Below are 18269 nucleotides of genomic sequence, written 5' to 3'. Positions count from 1 at the left end.
GTCTCAGGCCAGGTCCACCCGCACGACTGTGCCGTCGGCGCCGCTGGTGGCGACGCCGCGGCCCGTGCGGTCACCGTCGGGGAAGTGGAGCGTCAGGTCGGCGCCCTCGCCGAGGAAGTTGCGCCACCACTGCTTCTGCTCCGGCATGGCGACGCCGATGACCACCTCGTCGCCGCGGCGCTGGTAGGCGACGGGCAGCGAGAAGCGCTTGCCGGACTTGCGGCCGGTGTAGCTGATGGTGACCATCGATTTCCCCAGCGCCGGCCCGATCACCGGAAGGGACAGCAGGGGCGTGAACGCGGCGTTGAACAGCTTGGCCGTGCGCTGGAACAGGTTCATGCCACCACGGTAACCGCGTCGGCATACTGGGGTGGTGAAGCTGATCCTCAACGTCATCTGGTTGGTGCTGTGCGGGTTCTGGATGGCCGTCGGGTACGCGGTCGCCGGGATCATCTGCTGCCTGCTGATCGTGACCATCCCGTTCGGGCTGGCGTCGTTCCGCATCGCCAACTACGCGCTGTGGCCCTTCGGGCGGACGGTGGTCGATCGCCCCGGCGCCGGCGCCGCGTCGCTGGTGGGCAACATCATCTGGCTGCTCGTCGCCGGGATCTGGCTGGCCATCGGGCACATCCTCACCGGGATCGCGCTGTGCCTGACCATCATCGGCATCCCGCTGGCCGTCGCGAACTTCAAGATGATCCGGCTCTCGCTGCTGCCTCTGGGCTCCGAGATCGTCCCGACTTCGTAGGGAGCGACTCGGCGTGGGCGCTGAGGTGCGCTCCTCAGCGGGCATGCCGGCGAGTGATTCAGCGGCCGAGGGTCGCCGGGCACAGGTCGAGCTCCGTATCCGTATCAAGTAGTTGACACACTGATGCGGTTTCATCTACCGTCTTCTGTATCAAGTCATTGGCACACCGACACAGGAGTCGAGCATGCTGTTCCCGCTATTGAGCACTGCCATCGTGATCGGTGTGGTGATCGCTGTGACGCGATCGTTCGACCGCCTGGCAATCTCGGGACGATTCCCCCAGGTCGCCCTGATGTACCGGAAACTCGTGCGATGGAGAATCGTCGGCCTGATCGTCGGCACACTATCGGCGGTGATCGCGCCATCGATCTGGATACTCGCGATCGGATTCGACGATCTGGCGCCACTCACTATCGGCGTACCGTCAGGCTTCGCCATCGGATACCTCGCTTGCATCGCCCTCGGAGAGCGCAACGCCTACACGCCGGTCGCAGAGAAGCGAACAGCAACCCTCAACCCGCGACTAACGGCCCGCTACGTTTCCGCTCCGCTGTCGGCACTCACACTTGCGAGCGCCGCCGTCACGACCATTGTCGCGGTCACGTTGCTCAGATTCACGAACCCGCGCGGCATGTTCATCTTCTCCTGCGATGGCCAAACGCCAGGCGACAACGTCATCTCATGGGAAGCCCGGGCCGGAGTCCGAGAAACTCTGCATTCTTCCAGCGCCGGGATGACGCTCGCATACATCGTCGTCGTCGCGCTGGTGGCGGCATGCGCGGTGCTGACGTCCGTCAAGCGGCCACGCCCCGACGTCGACCTCCTGGCCTCCGAGGAAGACGACGCCCTCCGACGCGCCACCATTCGATCGGCGCTCGGGATGCTGCTCGCGTGCCTTGCCAGCGTCGGATCGGCGTGCACCCTAGCCATCGCCACCATTCTCAACTATCCGGCGCCCGCATGCGCTGCGCCGACCTGGTGGTCGGCGGTCGGGACCGCACTGCAGTGGTCACAACTGGCATGGGCGGCCCTGTTCGTGGCCGGAGCAGCGCTGCTGGCGTCGCGCCCCACCACCACACGACGAACTGCGAGCATCGGATGAGCGTCACGATCACGGTCGACACCAGCGACCCGACGCCGCCGTACGAACAGATCCGCAAGCAGATCACCGATGCGATCGAGGCCGGCGCTTTCGAGGTCGGCGCGAAACTGCCGTCGGTGCGGCAGCTGGCGAAAGACCTCGGGATCGCGACGGGCACCGTCGCCCGCGCCTACCGCGAGCTAGAGCACGGAGGCATGATCGAGACCCGCCGCGGCCAGGCCACGCGCGTACTCGCCTCGGCGCGCCCCGTCGGCGAGCTACTTGCGGAAGGTGCTCAGCGGTACATCGACGGTGCCCGCGCCCTCGGCGTCGACGACGCGGCCATCCTCGAGGCCATCCGTTCGGCGTTGTAGGCCGTACCAGCCGCCTGTCAGCGGCCGAGGATCGCGCGGCGCAGGTCGGGGCGGCGCAGGATCATCGCGACCCAGATCAGCACGCCGACGTACGCGCCGGAGAGCACGAAGCCGGCGATCGGCTGCTCGGCGCGCAGGTTGATCGCCACCGCGCCGCCGAGGTAGCCGGTGAGGTAGATGGCTCCGATCACCGCGGTGCGCGGGATCGTCCACAGCACGACGCCGACCAGCAGCACCAGCCCGATCACCAGGATGTGCTTCTCCTGGAAGCCGAGCTTCAGGGTGCCGTCGATGACGGCCTGCGGCTTGGTCAGTTTGCCGACCACGTCGAAGACCAGGAACGCCCAGATCAGCACGGTGAGCACCATGCCCGCGATCCAGGACTTCGAGCGGGCGGCGCGGGGTTCGGCGGTGGAATCGGTGGCGATCGCGGCGGTCATGGCGTCTCCTCAGCTCGGTGTTCACGGCGTGAACATCAGAATGTTCACACCGTACACACACTGCGGTGGGCGGGTCAACAGGTAGGTGCGGGCGCTGCGGGCGGCGTCTCGTTGGGGAGTCGGCGTTCGGCGTGCGAGGGCTCGGCGTCTCGTGGGGAACCGGCGCCGCGTGGGGGCCGACCGCGACGAGACCGGTTGCAGCCGGTGTCGGCGGCGAGATCGCGGGCCGCGATCAGCAGCCGATCGATCCAGGCTCGGTCCGCCGCACAATCCGCTGCCGATACCCGCCAACGCTGCCGACTACCGGCAGCGTTCACCACTATTGGCAGCGTCAGCGGCCGACCGCCGGACCAGCCGCCCGATCACAGCAGCGTGGGAAGTCGAGCCGCCGAATGAGCCGCCGATCGCAGCAGCGTGGGGAAGCCGAACGTCGGACGAGGGATGGGCGGAGGCATCGCCGTCGAGCGCATCGGACGAGCCGAGCCGTTAGGCGAGGTGAGGAGGTCTAAGCGAGCGGCGATGCCTCCGCACAGCCCGGCCCACCGCACACCGTCGGACATGAGAACGGCCCCCGACCTGCTTGCGCAGGGCGGGGGCCGTTGTCAGCTACTCAGCTCACCGGTAACCGTCGGAGAAGCCGTAGTCGTCGAGCGGCACCGCGGCGCCGGACGGGGCGCCGAAGGCACCCTCCGGACCGTAGTACTGATCGTCGAAGGTCGGCACCGAGTACGCGGCCGCGCGGGCCTCCTCGGTCGGCTGCACCTGGATGTTCCGGTACTTGTTGATGCCCGTACCGGCCGGGATGAGCTTACCGATGATGACGTTCTCCTTGAGGCCCACCAGCTTGTCGGAGCGGGTGTTGATCGCGGCGTCCGTGAGCACGCGGGTGGTCTCCTGGAAGGAGGCCGCCGACAGCCACGAATCGGTCGCGAGCGAGGCCTTGGTGATGCCCATGAGCACCGGACGGCCGGCCGCGGGCTCGCCGCCCTCGGCCACGACGCGACGGTTCGCGGCCTCGAACTCGGCGCGCTCGGTGAGCGAGCCGGGCAGGAACTCCGTCGAACCCGAGTCGATGATCGTCACGCGACGCAGCATCTGGCGAACGATCGTCTCGATGTGCTTGTCGTGGATCGACACACCCTGCGACCGGTACACCTCCTGGACCTCGTTGACCAGGTGCACCTGCACCTGACGCGGGCCCATGACGCGCAGCACCTCGTGCGGATCGGCAGCGCCCTCGAGGAGCTGCTGGCCCACCTGCACGTGGTCACCGTCGGCCAGCAGGCGCTCGCTGCCGTCCTCGTGCTTGAACACGCGGAGACGCTGGCGCTTGCTGATCTTGTCGTACACGACCTCTTCGCCGCCGTCGTCCGGCGTGATGGTGATCGTGTAGAACCGGTCGTCGTCCTCCAGGCGGATCCGGCCCGAGACCTCGGCGATCGGGGCCTTGCCCTTGGGGACACGGGCCTCGAACAGCTCGGTGACTCGCGGCAGACCGCCGGTGATGTCGTCACCGACGCCACCCTGGTGGAAGGTACGCATGGTCAGCTGCGTACCGGGCTCACCGATCGACTGCGCGGCGACGATACCGACGGCCTCGCCGATGTCGACGAGCTGGCCGGTCGCCATCGAGCGGCCGTAGCAGGTGGCGCAGACGCCGGTGCCGGTGGTGCAGGTGAGCACGGAGCGCACCTTCACCTCCGCGACGCCGGCGGCGAGCAGCGCCTCGATCTGCGGGTCGCCCAGGTCGTGGCCGCGCTCGACGACGACGTTGCCGCCGGAGTCCTTCGCGTCCTCGGCCAGCGTGCGGGCGTACGCCGAGGTCTCGACGTGCGCATCGCGGATGAGCGAGCCATCGGCCTGCACCTCGGCCAGCGGCACGACGATGCCGCGGCTGGTGCCGCAGTCGGTCTCGCGGACGATGACGTCCTGCGAGACGTCCACCAGACGACGGGTCAGGTAGCCCGAGTCGGCGGTACGCAGAGCCGTATCGGCCAGACCCTTACGAGCACCGTGGGTGTTGATGAAGTACTCGAGCACCGTCAGGCCCTCACGGAAGGACGACTTGATCGGGCGCGGGATGAACTCACCCTTCGGGTTCGTCACCAGGCCCTTCATGCCGGCCAGGTTCCGCACCTGGGTCATGTTGCCGGTCGCACCCGACTTCGGGATCATCGTGATCGGGTTGTCGTCGGGGTAGAAGTCGTCGATGGCCTTACCGACCTCGTCCGTGGCCTGCTTCCAGATCTCGACCAGCGCGTCGCGGCGCTCACCCGAGGTGAGGGCACCGCGGGCGTACTTGCGCTCGATGCCGTCGGCGCGCTCCTCGTAGTGATCGAGGATGCCCTTCTTGCTCGGCGGAACGAGAACGTCGGACATCGAGACCGTGACGCCCGAACGCGTGGCCCAGTAGAAGCCGGCGTCCTTGAGCTTGTCGACGGTCTGCGCGACCACGATCATCGGGTACCGCTCGGCCAGGTCGTTGATGATCACGGCCTGACGCTTCTTCGGCATCTGCTCGTCGATGAACGGGTAGTCCGCCGGGAGCAGCTCGTTGAACAGCACGCGGCCCAGGGTGGTCTCGGCCGTCCAGGCCTGACCGCGGGTCCACGCACCGTCGAACAGCTCCGCCTCGACCTCGGCCGACGGGCGCTGCTGCGTGAGCCGCACCTTGATCGGCGCCTGGATCGACAGCTCGCCCAGGTCGACGGCCATGATGGCCTCGGCCGGGGACGAGTACACGCCGGTCTCGGGCTGGTCCTCGGCGGCGGCCGTGAAGTGGCCGGTCGCCTCGGGCTTGAGCGTCGTCAGGTGGTACAGACCGGTCACCATGTCCAGACGGGGCATGGCGAGCGGGCGGCCCGACGCCGGCGACAGGATGTTGTTCGAGGACAGCATCAGGATGCGGGCCTCGGCCTGCGCCTCCGCGGACAGCGGGAGGTGCACGGCCATCTGGTCACCGTCGAAGTCGGCGTTGAAGGCCTCACAGACGAGCGGGTGCAGCTGGATCGCCTTGCCCTCGACGAGCTGCGGCTCGAAGGCCTGGATACCCAGGCGGTGCAGCGTGGGGGCACGGTTGAGCAGCACGGGGTGCTCGGCGATGACCTCTTCGAGGACGTCCCACACCTGCGGGCGCTGCCGCTCGACCATCCGCTTGGCCGACTTGATGTTCTGCGCGTGGTTGAGATCCACCAGGCGCTTCATCACGAAGGGCTTGAACAGCTCGAGCGCCATCAGCTTCGGTAGACCGCACTGGTGCAGCTTGAGCTGCGGGCCCACGACGATGACCGAACGGCCCGAGTAGTCCACGCGCTTGCCGAGCAGGTTCTGGCGGAACCGGCCCTGCTTGCCCTTGAGCAGATCGGACAGCGACTTGAGCGGGCGGTTGCCCGGTCCGGTGACCGGACGGCCGCGGCGGCCGTTGTCGAACAGCGCGTCGACGGACTCCTGCAGCATCCGCTTCTCGTTGTTGACGATGATCTCGGGCGCACCCAGATCGATCAGTCGCTTGAGGCGGTTGTTGCGGTTGATCACGCGGCGGTACAGGTCGTTCAGGTCGGACGTGGCGAAGCGGCCACCGTCGAGCTGGACCATCGGGCGCAGCTCCGGCGGGATCACCGGCACCGCGTCGAGGACCATGCCCAGCGGCGAGTTGCCCGACTGCTGGAACGCCGCGACGACCTTGAGGCGCTTGAGGGCGCGGAGCTTCTTCTGCCCCTTGCCCGAGCGGATCGTCTCGCGCAGCGACTCGGCCTCGGCGTCGATGTCGAAGTTCTCGATGAGCTTCTTGATCGCCTCGGCGCCCATGGCGCCCTTGAAGTACTCGCCGTAGCGGTCCTGCAGCTCACGGTAGAGCTTCTCGTCGACGATCATGTCCTTCGGCGCGAGCTTGACGAAGGTCGACCAGATCTCGTCGAGCTCGTCGATGGCGCGCTGCGCGCGGTCGCGGATCTGCCGCATCTCCCGCTCGCCGCCGTCCTTCACCTTGCGGCGCTGGTCGGCCTTGGCACCCTCGGCCTCGAGGACGGCCAGGTCGTCCTCCAGCTTCTTGGCGCGGTTCTCGAGGTCCACATCGCGCTGGTCCTCGAGCACCTTCTTCTCGGAGGTGATCTCGGCCTCGAGCGTGGACTGCTCGTTGTGGCGCTGCTCCTCGTCGACCTCCGTGATCACGTAGGCGGCGAAGTAGATGATCTTCTCGAGATCCTTGGGCGCCAGGTCCAGCAGGTAGCCCAGGCGCGACGGGACGCCCTTGAAGTACCAGATGTGGGTGACGGGAGCGGCCAGCTCGATGTGGCCCATCCGCTCACGACGCACCTTGGCGCGAGTGACCTCGACGCCGCAGCGCTCGCAGATGATGCCCTTGAAGCGGACACGCTTGTACTTGCCGCAGTAGCACTCCCAGTCGCGAGTCGGGCCGAAGATCTTCTCGCAGAAGAGGCCGTCCTTCTCGGGCTTGAGCGTGCGGTAGTTGATGGTCTCGGGCTTCTTGACCTCGCCGTAGCTCCAGTTACGGATGTCATCGGCGGTCGCCAGACCGATCTTCAGTTCGTCGAAGAAGTTGACGTCGAGCACTTCTCTCCTAATTCGTTCGGTTGGCGTGGGCTAGTTCGCGAGGTCTTCGGCGGAGGCGTTCTCGTTGCGCGAGAGGTTGATGCCGAGGTTGGCAGCAGCGCGCTCGAGGTCCTCGTCGTCGCCGTCGGCCATCTCGATGGCGGCACCGTCGGACGACAGCACCTCCACGTTCAGGCAGAGCGACTGGAGCTCCTTGAGGAGCACCTTGAACGACTCGGGGATGCCCGGCTCGGGGATGTTCTCGCCCTTGACGATCGCCTCGTACACCTTCACGCGGCCGACCACGTCGTCCGACTTGATGGTGAGCAGCTCCTGCAGCGTGTAGGCGGCGCCGTAGGCCTGCATGGCCCAGCACTCCATCTCGCCGAAACGCTGGCCACCGAACTGCGCCTTACCACCCAGCGGCTGCTGCGTGATCATCGAGTACGGGCCGGTCGAACGGGCGTGGATCTTCTCGTCGACCAGGTGGTGCAGCTTCAGGATGTACATGTAGCCGATGGCCACCGGGTACGGGAAGGGCTCACCCGAACGGCCGTCGAACAGCGTCGCCTTGCCGTCGGCCTGCACCATCACGTCGCCGTCGCGGTTGGGGAGCGTCGAGCCGAGCAGGCCGGCCAGCTCCTCGTCCCGCGCACCGTCGAAGACGGGGGTGGCGGTGTTGGTGTCCTTGGGCTGGCTGTACATCTCCTCGGGGAGCTGCGACGCCCAGTCCGGGATGTTCCCGTTCTCGTCGCGCACGTCCCAGCCGGTCTTGGCGACCCACCCGAGGTGCGTCTCCAGGATCTGGCCGATGTTCATACGACGGGGCACGCCGTGCGTGTTCAGGATGATGTCGACCGGGGTGCCGTCGGGCAGGAAGGGCATGTCCTCGGCGGGGAGGATCTTGCCGATGACGCCCTTGTTGCCGTGGCGGCCGGCCAGCTTGTCGCCGTCCTGGACCTTGCGCTTCTGGGCCACGTAGACGCGGACCAGCTCGTTCACGCCGGGGGCCAGCTCGTCGTCGTCGTCGCGCGAGAAGACGCGGACGCCGATGACCTTGCCGGTCTCGCCGTGGGGCACCTTGAGCGAGGTGTCGCGGACCTCGCGCGCCTTCTCACCGAAGATCGCGCGGAGCAGGCGCTCCTCCGGGGTCAGCTCGGTCTCGCCCTTCGGCGTGACCTTGCCGACCAGGATGTCGCCGTCGCGGACCTCGGCGCCGATGCGGATGATGCCGCGCTCGTCGAGATCGGCCAGCACCTCATCGGAGACGTTCGGGATGTCCCGGGTGATCTCCTCGGCGCCCAGCTTCGTGTCGCGGGCATCGATCTCGTGCTCCTCGATGTGGATGGACGTCAGCACGTCCTCCTCCACCAGGCGCTGCGAGAGGATGATCGCGTCCTCGTAGTTGTGGCCCTCCCACGGCATGATCGCCACGAGCAGGTTCTTGCCGAGCGCCATCTCACCGTTGTCGGTGCAGGGGCCGTCGGCCAGGACCTGGCCCGCCTCGACGCGCTGGCCGGCGTTCACGATCGGACGCTGGTTCGCGCAGGTGCCCTGGTTGCTGCGCGCGAACTTGCGCAGCTTGTAGGTCTTGCGGGTGCCCTCGTCGGCCATGATGGTGATGAAGTCGGCCGAGACCTCCTCCACGACGCCCGGCTTCTCCGTGATGACGACGTCGCCGGCGTCGACCGCGGCGCGCAGCTCCATACCGGTGCCGACCAGCGGCGACTCGGAACGGACCAGCGGCACGGCCTGACGCTGCATGTTCGCGCCCATGAGGGCACGGTTGGCGTCGTCGTGCTCGAGGAACGGGATCATCGCGGTCGCGACCGAGACCATCTGGCGCGGCGAGATGTCCATGTACTCCACGGCGGAGACCGGGACGAACTCGACCTCGGAGCCGCGCTTACGCACGAGCACCTTCTCGTCCGTGAGGCGTCCCTTCGCGTCGGTGGCCGCGTTGGCCTGCGCGATGTAGTACCGGTCCTCCTCGTCGGCCGTCATGTAGACGATCTCGTCGGTGGTCTGGCCGTCCTCGACCTTGCGGTACGGGGTCTCGATGAAGCCGAACGGGTTGACCCGCGCGTACACCGAGAGCGAGCCGATCAGGCCGATGTTCGGGCCCTCAGGGGTCTCGATCGGGCACATGCGGCCGTAGTGCGACGGGTGGACGTCGCGGACCTCGAGGCCCGCGCGCTCGCGCGACAGGCCGCCCGGGCCGAGCGCCGACAGGCGGCGCTTGTGGGTCAGGCCCGACAGCGGGTTGTTCTGGTCCATGAACTGCGAGAGCTGCGAGGTGCCGAAGAACTCCTTGATCGCCGCCGAAACCGGGCGGATGTTGATCAGGGTCTGCGGGGTGATCGCCTCGACGTCCTGCGTGGTCATCCGCTCGCGGACGACGCGCTCCATGCGGGACAGGCCCACGCGGAGCTGGTTCTGGATCAGCTCGCCGACGGTGCGCAGGCGGCGGTTACCGAAGTGGTCGATGTCGTCGACCTCGACGGGGACCTCGTCGCCGTCCGGCACGGTCATGTAGGTCAGCTGCTCCGACGGTGCCTCGTGCAGGCGCACGAGGTACTCGATCGTCGCGACGATGTCCTCCTCGGTGAGCACCAGCGGCTGCGTGCCGTCGGAGTTCGCCGGGAGACCGAGCTTCTTGTTCAGCTTGTACCGGCCGACGCGGGCCAGGTCGTAGCGCTTCTCCTTGAAGAACAGGTTCTCCAGCAGGGTCTGCGCCGACTCCTTCGTGGGCGGCTCGCCCGGGCGCAGCTTGCGGTAGATGTCGAGCAGCGCCTCGTCGGTGCCGGCCGTGTTGTCCTTCTCCAGGGTGGAGCGCATGATCTCCGAGAAGCCGAAGCGCTCGAGGATCTGCTCGCTGGTCCAGCCGAGGGCCTTGAGCAGCACGGTGACGGGCTGGCGGCGCTTGCGGTCGATGCGGACGCCGACGGTGTCGCGCTTGTCCACGTCGAACTCGAGCCACGCGCCGCGGGCCGGGATGACCTTGACGCTGTGCAACGGCTTCTCGGTCGACTTGTCGATGGTCTCGTCGAAGTACACGCCCGGGCTGCGGACGAGCTGCGAGACGACGACGCGCTCGGTGCCGTTGATGATGAACGTGCCCTTGTCCGTCATCATGGGGAAATCGCCCATGAAGACGGTCTGCGACTTGATCTCGCCGGTGTTGTTGTTGATGAACTCGGCGGTGACGAACAGCGGCGCCGCGTACGTCATGTCCTTGTCCTTGCACTCCTCGATCGAGGCCTTGACCTCGTCGAAGCGCGGATCGGAGAAGGAGAGAGACATCGAGCCCGAGAAGTCCTCGATCGGCGACAGCTCAGCGAGGATGTCCTCCAGACCGCCGGTGGGCTGTGCCTCGCCGCGCGCTGCGGCCTTCTCCCGCCAAGCGGGCGTACCGACGAGCCACTCGAACGAGTCGATCTGCAGGTCGAGCAGGCCCGGTACGGGGAGGGGCTCGGAGATCTTCGCGAACGACACGCGCTTGGGCGCTCCGGGCACCACGGCGTCGTTCTGATCGTTCTGAGTCTGGCTGGAGACGGAGACTGCCAAGATGCGTCCTCTGCTGTGACTAGTAACGTTGCCAAAACTGTGCTGACGGCAACCCGCAGAGTACGGCCCCTACGAAGGGCGAATATTCAGATGGGCAGGAGGCAGCCAGCGCAACGTCCAACATTAACAGAGGAATGACCGCCCCGCAAGGGGCAGTCCAGACTAAGCCCCACCGGGCTTGCGCGCAAGCATGACGCGCGCCGTTCTTCGAACACCGGCATCGTCGGTCGGCCCTGCCGTCGGCCCCGGCCGCGGGCTGGCTGCCGTGCGGGCCGGAGGCACCCGAGGATGCTCTCACGTGGACACGAGCGGATCGCGTCCTGCCGATAACTGTGACCCGAAACCGCGCGAACGTCAAGCGAAACCGCCGATTTCCTTCGAATATCGGGGCCGACGTGCGGCCGGAGACGACGACACCGGCCCGGGAAGCGCTCCCGGGCCGGTGTCAGCCGGTTCCTGCGACGGTGCGATCAGCGCCCGTCGTCCACCTTCGGCAGGTGGTCGGTCGGGTTCTCGTCCGCCTGGGTGACCTGGTAGGCCGAGGTCGGGGCCTCGTCGCCCGCGTACTCCTTCTGGATCGAGACGGGGGCCGTCTCGGGGGCCTGCTGGTACTGCTGCGCGGCGACCGCGGGCGCGGTCGTGGCGTAGTCGGCCGGGTCGTCGCCGAGGTCCTTGCGGATGGCGATCTGCGCCTTCTCCGGCAGCGTCGGCAGGATCTGGCGGACGCGGGCCTTGCGTCGCTGCTCGCCCTTGCGGGGCGGCATGCCGGGCGTGGGCTGCATCTGCGGGGCGATCTCGTCCGGCACGTCGACGCCACCGTCGGAGTGGCCGGCGGCGACGCGCGCCATCTCCGCCTCCATCTGCGCCGAGTCCTTCTCCTCGGACATGCCGATCGGGCCGATCATCGAGCCGGAGAGGAACTGCTTGACCACCGGCTCCTCGGAGGTGAGCAGCACCTCGCGGGGGCCGAACATGACGAGGTGCTTGAGGAAGAGCATGCCCATGTTGTCGGGCACCGTGCGCGCGATGTTGATGTTGTGCGAGACGATCAGCGTGGTGCAGTCGATCTGCGCGTTGATGTCCATCAGCAGCTGGCTGGTGTAGGTGGTACGCACGGGGTCGAGGCCGGAGTCCGGCTCGTCGACGAGCATGATCTGCGGATCCATCACCAGCGCGCGGGCCAGGCCGGCGCGCTTTCGCATACCACCGGAGATCTCACCGGGGAGCTTGTCCTCCGCGCCGATCAGACCCACCATCTCGAGCTTCTCCATCGTGATCTGACGGATCTCGCTCTCCTTCTTCTTCGTGTGCTCACGAAGCGGGAAGGCCGTGTTGTCGTACAGGTTCATCGAGCCGAACAGGGCGCCGTCCTGGAACAGCACGCCGAACATCTTGCGGATCTCGTACAGCTCCGAGGACGTACACGTGAGGATGTCCGTGCCGTCGATGATGATCTCGCCCTCCTCGGGGCGGAGCAGACCGATCAGCGACTTCAGGAACACCGACTTACCGGTACCCGACGGGCCGAGCAGAACCGAGACCTCGCCCGCCGGCAGGGTCAGCGAGACGTCGGACCAGATGTTCTGGGACCCGAACGACTTCGTCAGGTTCTTGGTAGTTACTTCGACACCCACTGTCGAGACCTTTCGTCGCTTCCAGGTGTGGCTCGCACCACAGACCGCTGGGAGCACAGTACCCCAGTCGCCGCTGGTCGCGGTACCGGACCTGTTCTATTCGGCGCCCCGCGGCACCGTCGGATACGAGAACCGCCCCGTCGCACTGGGCGACGGGGCGGTTGCAGCACTGACGTGCGGTTCGGTTATTACTTGACCGAAACCGAAGCGCCGGCCTCCTCGAGCTTGGCCTTGGCGGCGTCGGCGGCCTCCTTGTCGACCTTCTCCAGGATCGCCTTGGGGGCGCCCTCGACGAGGTCCTTGGCCTCCTTCAGGCCGAGGCCCGAAACCAGCTCGCGGACGACCTTGATGACCTGGATCTTCTTGTCGCCGGCACCGTCGAGGATGACGTCGAACTCGTCCTGCTCGGCGGCGGCGTCGGCGCCGCCGGCGGCGGGGGCCGCACCGGCAGCCGCGACGGCGACCGGAGCAGCGGCGGTGACCTCGAAGGTCTCCTCGAAGGCCTTCACGAACTCGCTGAGCTCGAGCAGGGTCAGCTCCTTGAAAGCATCAAGCAGCTCGTCGGTGGTGAGCTTCGCCATGGTGGCGTCCTTCCGTTCAGTCTTGCTCGCTGATCCGCGAGGCAAGGTGGTGATGGTTCCCGCGAGCGGTGCGCGCGGGGGTTCGCTGGATCAGCGGTCTTACGCGGCAGCCTCGTCGGCCGCCTTCTTCTCCTGCAGCGCGACGGCCAGGCGGGCCACCTGCGAGGCGGGAGCGTTGAACAGGCCAGCGGCCTTCGCCAAGTTGCCCTTCATGGCACCGGCGAGCTTGGCCAGGAGCACCTCGCGCGACTCGAGATCGGCGATGCGCTCGACCTCGGCCACGGACAGCGCCTTGCCGTCCATGTAGCCGCCCTTGATGACCAGGGCCTTGTTGTCCTTGGCGAACTTCTTGATCGCCTTGGCGGCCTCGACCGGCTCACCCTCGATGAAGGCGATCGCGGTCGGGCCCTCGAACAGCTCGTCCAGGCCCTCGACGCCAGCATCCTTGGCGGCGAGCTTGACCAGGGTGTTCTTGGCGACGGAGTAGGTGGCACCAGCTCCGAGCGAACGACGCAGCTCGGTGATGGAACCGACCGACAGCCCGCGGTACTCGGTGACCACGGTGGCCGTGGACTTCGAGAACTTCTCGGCGATCTCAGCGACTGCTGCGACCTTCTCGGCGTTTGCCATACTTCGCCTCCTCTCTACGTGTCATCCGACGGAGAAGGTTCGGGCCCGAAACGACGAGAACCCCGGCGCAGGGCGCACGGGGTTCATGAAGAATCCTCGTCCTCCTGCGTGGGTCGCCGGCTCGGGGCCGGACCTTCGATCGGGCTCGCGCCCGACGACCGACGGTCTTCGGTGGAACGAACCGGTGGAACACCGGTTTCCAAGGGACCAGAGTACGCGAGCGCTGGTCCGTCGCCAAATCGTGGTGCGACGGTGTCTGTGCCCGAGCGGCGAGGAGGTCCTCTCCCGCGCGGCGTCGAGTCCCCACCGGGGAGCCGGGTCAGCCGACGGCGACGCCGGACTCGGTGTAGACGATGCGCAGCGCCAGACCCGCCTCGGGGCCCATGACCTGCGCCGCGAGGTCCACGAAGGCGCGGGTGAACGACGGGCCGTGCGCGGCACCGTCCATCCCCTGCCCGGCGACGACGTGATGCGCCAGCTCGTGCAGGATCACGAGCTCACGCAGGGCCCACGCACCGTCGCGCCCGGCCGGCACCGCCACGACCGGGCCCGCGGGGCCGTTCTCGTAGTGCGCGCCCGCCGCACCCGCCCGCGCCCGCACCCGCACCGCACCGCGGCCGAGGACGCGGTCGGCGTACGCCTGCACCGAGTCGACGGAGGCGAACCGGGCCTCCGGCGGGAGCGTGAGCGGCACCCCGAGCACGTCGACGGTGCGTCCCGCCCCGGCGTGCGCGAACAGGCCGCGGACCAGCTCCTCCGCGCGGTACACCGCCGCGCGCTGCGCGTCCCTAGCCAGCGCGGCTACACATCCTTGGCGACCTTGAGCTGCTCGATGATCGCCTTGCCCGTCGCGGCCATGTCGTCGCGACCGATCGGGATGACCAGCATCGCGTAGGTCTGCGGGGCGGAGGCGATCACGATCACGGTGATGTCGTCGCCGGCGACGGACAGCTTCTCCCCCGTGACCAGGATCTTGCCGGTGACCTTCGCGGCCGGGACCCCGTCGACGGTGATCGACTCGGCCGCCGACTGCTCGACCCGCTTGGACGTGACGTTCTGGTAGCCGGCGCCGTCGGCGATGCACTGGATCATCCGCGAGGCGGCGTCCTTGGGGTCGAGCTTGGAGTTGAAGTTGGTCTGGCCGACCTCGGCGCCGGCCTGCCACGGCTGACCGTCGCCCATCGACTTCTGCAGGCCCGCGGCGGCGATGCTCTGCGCGTACACGGTGTAACTCTCCTGCTCCCAGCCCGGCGCGGCCGCCACGGGGAAGGACAGCGGGCCCGACGCGACCCGGTCGGTGATCGGCGAGGCCATACCGCTCCCGGGCACGCCGCAGTCGCCGCCGGTGCTGGGCGTGACCGAACTCGGCCCGGCGGTCGACGCAGCGGTCCGGTCCTCACCGGAGCCCGAGTTCACGACGAGCAGCACGGCGGCGACGGCCACGGCGATCACCACTACCACCGCGATGCCGATCGCGGCGTACAGGCCCGTGCGGTTGGGCTTCTGCGGCGGCTGCCCCTGCGGTTGGCCGGGGTACTGCCCCGGATACTGATAGCCCTGCTGCGGATACCCCTGCTGGTACGGCCGCTGTGCGTACGGGTCGGCCTGCTGCCCGTACGGATCGGGCTGCTGCCCGTACCCGTACTGGTAGCCACCCTGCGCGTACGGGTCGGGCTGTGCGTACGGATCGGGCTGCTGCCCGTTCGGATCCTGCGGGTTGCTCATACGTCCCTCGCCACCTTGAGCTGCTCGAAGACCTGCTGGGCCACCGCCGCGAGCGCGGTGTCCCCGATCGGGGTGTCCGACTCGAAGTACGCCTGGGGCGCCGAGCCGATCACCACAACAGTAACCACGTCGCCCGGGATCGCGAGGCCCTCCCGGCTGACGAGGATGCGCCCGACGACCCGGGCGGCGGGCGTCCCGTCGACGGTGATCGCCTCCGGTTCGGTGAGTCCCTCGAGCCGGGGACGGTACGCGTCGTACCGGCTGCTCGCGACGATGCACGGGATGATCCGTCGCGCCGCCTCCAGGACCGGGGCCCTGGGCGCGAAGGTCGTGAGCCCGACCTCGACGTGTGCGTCCCACTTGTGACCGGGCACCCCGGTCCGCAGGCCCGCCGCCTGGGCGCCGGGCGAGAACAGCTGGTAGCGCTGCGGCGTCCACCCGGGTGCCGCGGACACCGGGAAGGAGAGCGGCCCGGCCACCACGCGGTCGGTGATCGGCGTGGTCGAGCCGGATCCCGGGAGCCCGCAGGCGCTCGCCGTCCCCGATGCTGCGGACGAGGCACCCGCCGCCGTCGACGCGTCACCGGCCTCCCGCACCAGCAGCGCCGTCGCCAGAGCAGCGACCAGCACGACGGCGACGATCGCTCCGCCGATCACCCACCACAGCCCTGCGTTACCGCGCGCCGGCGCCGGCGGTGGGGGCGGCGGCGGGTACGGGTTCACGGCGCGCCCTGCTCCAGCGCGCCGCGGCTGCCGCCGAGCTCGGCATGGGCGCCCAGGCGCGCGGACCGCCCGGCGCGGTCACCGGCGCGCCGGGCCCCGTCGGAGTACCCGGCCGACGCGGCGGACCCACGCCACCGGCCCCGCGCGGTGGACTCCTCCTCGTAGAAGGAGGTCAGTTCGAGTTCCTTGTCGCGGAGCGCGACCGCGGTGCCGGGCTCGCCCCGCTCGGTGGCCTGCGTCGTGGCCTCGGCGCGGGCCTCGGCGAGTCGCGCCCCGATGCGGGCCGCGAAGGCCGACTGGAAGTTGATCCGCGCGGTGACCCCCGAGACCGGCTTGGTCTCCACCCACCGCCGGCGGGTGCGCCGGTCCTCGTAGAGCTGCTGCACCGTCTCCGACTTGTGCGCACCCGAGCGGAGATAGGCGTCCGACGCTCGGACCATCTGGATCACCAGCGACGCGTACAGCGCCTCGCAGGCGTCGACGTCCTCCGCGAAGCCGTAGGCGAAGACGAAGGTGGAGTTGGAGGCCACGTCACACCGGACGTCGTTGGACTGGGCGATCGCGACGAACAGTTCGACGAAGGTGCGCAGGCCGCGCCGGCCCGCCTCCCCGATCCGCACGGTGCGCTGCTCCGGGACGGCGCGCGCCCGCTCGGCACCGCGCTGATGCGCCCGGGCGACGGCGAGGTCGATCGATGCGGCCGTCGCGAGGCGCTGCGCCGCCTCGGTGAACGTGGCCGCCTCGTGCTCGTTGTCGGTGCCCTCCGCCTGCCGCAGCAGCGCCCCGATCCGGGCGAGCAGCCTGTCGTCGTCCATGCGCGCGACGATACCGGCGGCCGGTGACAGGTTCGCGCGGCAGCGATCCGGCGCCCCGCGGCGCCCTCCGCCAGGCCCACCGCAAGCCGCCGTTCAGCGCGCTCGGTTACGCTTGCCGCACACCGAACTTCAACACGACAAGGGGGATGTTCACGATGCCGACGCCCAACGAGCCGTACGGCTACGACCCCTACGAGCCGTACGGGCAGCCACCGTCGTACCCGGGTTACCAGCCGTACCCGGGATACCAGCCCTACCCGGGCCACCCCGCGCCGCAGGACCTGCAGGACCCGGACCAGGCGATGGGCATCGTCGGCCTCGTCCTGAGCCTCGTGGGCTGCTACCCCGTGGGCCTGCTCGTGAGCTGGATCGCGCACCGGCAGTCCCGGGACCGCGGCTACAAGAACACGCTCGCGATGGTCGGCATGATCATCGGTGGCGCCTTCACCGCTCTGACGCTGCTCGCGATCGTCGCCTACGTGGGCTTCTTCCTCTTCGTGTTCCTCGTCGCGAGCTCCAGCGCCGCGCTGATCTGATCCCGAAGACGACGAAGCCCCCGGCCGCTCGGAGAGCGACCGGGGGCTTCGTCAGACCCTGATGAGGGAGGCTTACGCCTCGTCCTCGGTGAGGTTGTTCACACGCTGCGGGTCCACCGGGATGCCCGGTCCGGTGGTCGTCGAGACGGTGACCTTCTTCAGGTACCGGCCCTTGGCCGCCGACGGCTTCGCGCGCAGGACCTCGTCCAGCGCGGCGCCGTAGTTCTCCACCAGCTGCTTGGCGTCGAAGGACGCCTTGCCGATCACGAAGTGCAGGTTCGACGCCTTGTCGACGCGGAACGTGATCTTGCCGCCCTTGATGTCGCCCACGGCCTTGGTCACGTCGGGGGTGACGGTGCCGGTCTTCGGGTTCGGCATGAGGCCGCGGGGGCCGAGCACGCGAGCGATGCGACCGACCTTGGCCATCTGGTCCGGGGTGGCGATCGCGGCGTCGAACTCGAGCCAGCCGCCCTGGATCTTCTCGATCAGGTCCTCGGCGCCCACCTCGTCGGCGCCCGCGGCCTTGGCCTCTTCGGCCTTGTCGCCGACGGCGAAGACGATCACGCGGGCCGTCTTACCGGTGCCGTTCGGCAGGTTGACGGTGCCGCGCACCATCTGGTCGGCCTTGCGGGGGTCGACACCGAGGCGCATGGCGACCTCGACGGTGGCGTCCTGCTTGGTGGAGGAGGTCTCCTTGGCGAGCGTGACGGCCTCGAGCGGGCTGTACAGCTTGTCCTTGTCGACCTTCTCGGCAGCGGCCTTGTAGGCCTTGCTGTTCTTGCTCATGAAAACTCTTTCGTTTCTTGCCCGGCTAGTGGGCAGTGAGTGGTTCCGCGGGCCGAGCCGGCCCTCCCACGGGACGCAC

At 68.5% G+C, this 18269-nt stretch carries 15 protein-coding genes and 1 pseudogene; 4 read left to right on the top strand and 12 right to left on the bottom strand.

The genetic code is table 11. The features are described 5' to 3' along the window. Positions 1-3: 3 nt before the first annotated feature. The gene (locus tag FK530_RS05235) at positions 4-339 is read right to left on the bottom strand and encodes a hypothetical protein (RefSeq protein ID WP_146485911.1); all 336 of its coding nucleotides are present in this window, start codon (positions 337-339) and stop codon (positions 4-6) included. Between the two features lie 34 nt (positions 340-373). Between FK530_RS05235 and FK530_RS05230 the strand changes: the two genes are divergently transcribed. The 3 genes from FK530_RS05230 to FK530_RS05220 all read left to right on the top strand — a co-directional run bounded on the left by FK530_RS05230 (position 374) and on the right by FK530_RS05220 (position 2203). Beyond that, a complete protein-coding gene (locus FK530_RS05230; protein WP_146485910.1) occupies positions 374-748 on the top strand; it encodes a YccF domain-containing protein in 375 nt (124 codons plus the stop codon). A 184-nt stretch (positions 749-932) separates the two neighbouring features. Beyond that, positions 933-1850: a hypothetical protein gene (locus FK530_RS05225; RefSeq protein WP_146485909.1), complete on the top strand. Its 918-nt coding sequence runs from the start codon at positions 933-935 to the stop codon at positions 1848-1850. Further along, on the top strand, positions 1847-2203 hold the full coding sequence (locus FK530_RS05220; RefSeq protein WP_146485908.1) for a GntR family transcriptional regulator: 357 nt from the start codon (positions 1847-1849) through the stop codon (positions 2201-2203). Before FK530_RS05225 ends, FK530_RS05220 begins: the two co-directional genes overlap by 4 nt. A gap of 17 nt (positions 2204-2220) precedes the next feature. Here FK530_RS05220 and FK530_RS05215 read toward each other — a convergent pair whose 3' ends face one another. The 10 genes and pseudogenes from FK530_RS05215 to FK530_RS05170 form a co-directional block, all read right to left on the bottom strand. Further along, positions 2221-2643 (bottom strand): DoxX family protein, encoded by a 423-nt coding sequence (locus FK530_RS05215; RefSeq protein WP_146485907.1) that lies wholly within the window; start codon positions 2641-2643, stop codon positions 2221-2223. A gap of 615 nt (positions 2644-3258) precedes the next feature. Continuing rightward, entirely contained in the window at positions 3259-7215 is a 3957-nt protein-coding gene (locus tag FK530_RS05210; protein ID WP_146485906.1) for a DNA-directed RNA polymerase subunit beta', read from the bottom strand. A 30-nt stretch (positions 7216-7245) separates the two neighbouring features. Continuing rightward, positions 7246-10796, bottom strand: a pseudogene (rpoB, locus tag FK530_RS05205) (DNA-directed RNA polymerase subunit beta). Between the two features lie 435 nt (positions 10797-11231). Next, the gene (locus FK530_RS05200; RefSeq protein ID WP_146485904.1) at positions 11232-12395 is read right to left on the bottom strand and encodes an ABC transporter ATP-binding protein; all 1164 of its coding nucleotides are present in this window, start codon (positions 12393-12395) and stop codon (positions 11232-11234) included. 188 nt (positions 12396-12583) lie between these two features. Beyond that, positions 12584-12976, bottom strand: a complete 393-nt coding sequence (gene rplL, locus FK530_RS05195; RefSeq protein WP_146485903.1) for a 50S ribosomal protein L7/L12 — start codon at positions 12974-12976, stop codon at positions 12584-12586. 99 nt (positions 12977-13075) lie between these two features. Further along, positions 13076-13606, bottom strand: coding sequence for a 50S ribosomal protein L10 (gene rplJ / locus FK530_RS05190; protein ID WP_146485902.1), 531 nt, complete (start codon positions 13604-13606; stop codon positions 13076-13078). 319 nt (positions 13607-13925) lie between these two features. After that, positions 13926-14402 (bottom strand): TIGR04338 family metallohydrolase, encoded by a 477-nt coding sequence (locus FK530_RS05185; protein WP_146486301.1) that lies wholly within the window; start codon positions 14400-14402, stop codon positions 13926-13928. 5 nt (positions 14403-14407) lie between these two features. Continuing rightward, the gene (locus tag FK530_RS05180) at positions 14408-15331 is read right to left on the bottom strand and encodes a hypothetical protein (protein ID WP_146485901.1); all 924 of its coding nucleotides are present in this window, start codon (positions 15329-15331) and stop codon (positions 14408-14410) included. Then, on the bottom strand, positions 15328-16053 hold the full coding sequence (locus FK530_RS05175; RefSeq protein WP_146485900.1) for a hypothetical protein: 726 nt from the start codon (positions 16051-16053) through the stop codon (positions 15328-15330). The genes FK530_RS05180 and FK530_RS05175 overlap by 4 nt, the downstream gene beginning before the upstream one ends. Next, positions 16050-16868, bottom strand: a complete 819-nt coding sequence (locus tag FK530_RS05170) for a DUF2786 domain-containing protein (RefSeq protein ID WP_146485899.1) — start codon at positions 16866-16868, stop codon at positions 16050-16052. The genes FK530_RS05175 and FK530_RS05170 overlap by 4 nt, the downstream gene beginning before the upstream one ends. A gap of 155 nt (positions 16869-17023) precedes the next feature. On the opposite strand from FK530_RS05170, the gene FK530_RS05165 reads away from it, so the two are divergent. Beyond that, positions 17024-17404, top strand: a complete 381-nt coding sequence (locus tag FK530_RS05165) for a DUF4190 domain-containing protein (RefSeq protein ID WP_146485898.1) — start codon at positions 17024-17026, stop codon at positions 17402-17404. A gap of 72 nt (positions 17405-17476) precedes the next feature. Here FK530_RS05165 and rplA read toward each other — a convergent pair whose 3' ends face one another. Then, the gene (rplA, locus tag FK530_RS05160; protein WP_146485897.1) at positions 17477-18190 is read right to left on the bottom strand and encodes a 50S ribosomal protein L1; all 714 of its coding nucleotides are present in this window, start codon (positions 18188-18190) and stop codon (positions 17477-17479) included. Between the last annotated feature and the right edge of the window lie 79 nt (positions 18191-18269).

Origin of the sequence: Tsukamurella conjunctivitidis, assembly GCF_007858475.1 — a bacterium.
GTDB classification, from domain to species: domain Bacteria; phylum Actinomycetota; class Actinomycetes; order Mycobacteriales; family Mycobacteriaceae; genus Tsukamurella; species Tsukamurella conjunctivitidis.
Note: the sequence above shows the minus strand (reverse complement) of the source record. Positions and strands in the feature narration are given on the sequence as shown.

Excerpts from the sequence above, each read along its gene's own strand:
- rplJ (WP_146485902.1), bottom strand. The coding sequence starts at position 13,606 with ATGGCAAACGCCGAGAAGGTCGCAGCAGTCGCTGAGATCGCCGAGAAG.
- rplL (WP_146485903.1), bottom strand. The coding sequence starts at position 12,976 with ATGGCGAAGCTCACCACCGACGAGCTGCTTGATGCTTTCAAGGAGCTG.
- FK530_RS05170 (WP_146485899.1), bottom strand. The coding sequence starts at position 16,868 with ATGGACGACGACAGGCTGCTCGCCCGGATCGGGGCGCTGCTGCGGCAG.
- FK530_RS05220 (WP_146485908.1), top strand. The coding sequence starts at position 1,847 with ATGAGCGTCACGATCACGGTCGACACCAGCGACCCGACGCCGCCGTAC.
- FK530_RS05225 (WP_146485909.1), top strand. The coding sequence starts at position 933 with ATGCTGTTCCCGCTATTGAGCACTGCCATCGTGATCGGTGTGGTGATC.
- rplA (WP_146485897.1), bottom strand. The coding sequence starts at position 18,190 with ATGAGCAAGAACAGCAAGGCCTACAAGGCCGCTGCCGAGAAGGTCGAC.
- FK530_RS05235 (WP_146485911.1), bottom strand. The coding sequence starts at position 339 with ATGAACCTGTTCCAGCGCACGGCCAAGCTGTTCAACGCCGCGTTCACG.
- FK530_RS05180 (WP_146485901.1), bottom strand. The coding sequence starts at position 15,331 with ATGAGCAACCCGCAGGATCCGAACGGGCAGCAGCCCGATCCGTACGCA.
- FK530_RS05165 (WP_146485898.1), top strand. The coding sequence starts at position 17,024 with ATGCCGACGCCCAACGAGCCGTACGGCTACGACCCCTACGAGCCGTAC.
- FK530_RS05215 (WP_146485907.1), bottom strand. The coding sequence starts at position 2,643 with ATGACCGCCGCGATCGCCACCGATTCCACCGCCGAACCCCGCGCCGCC.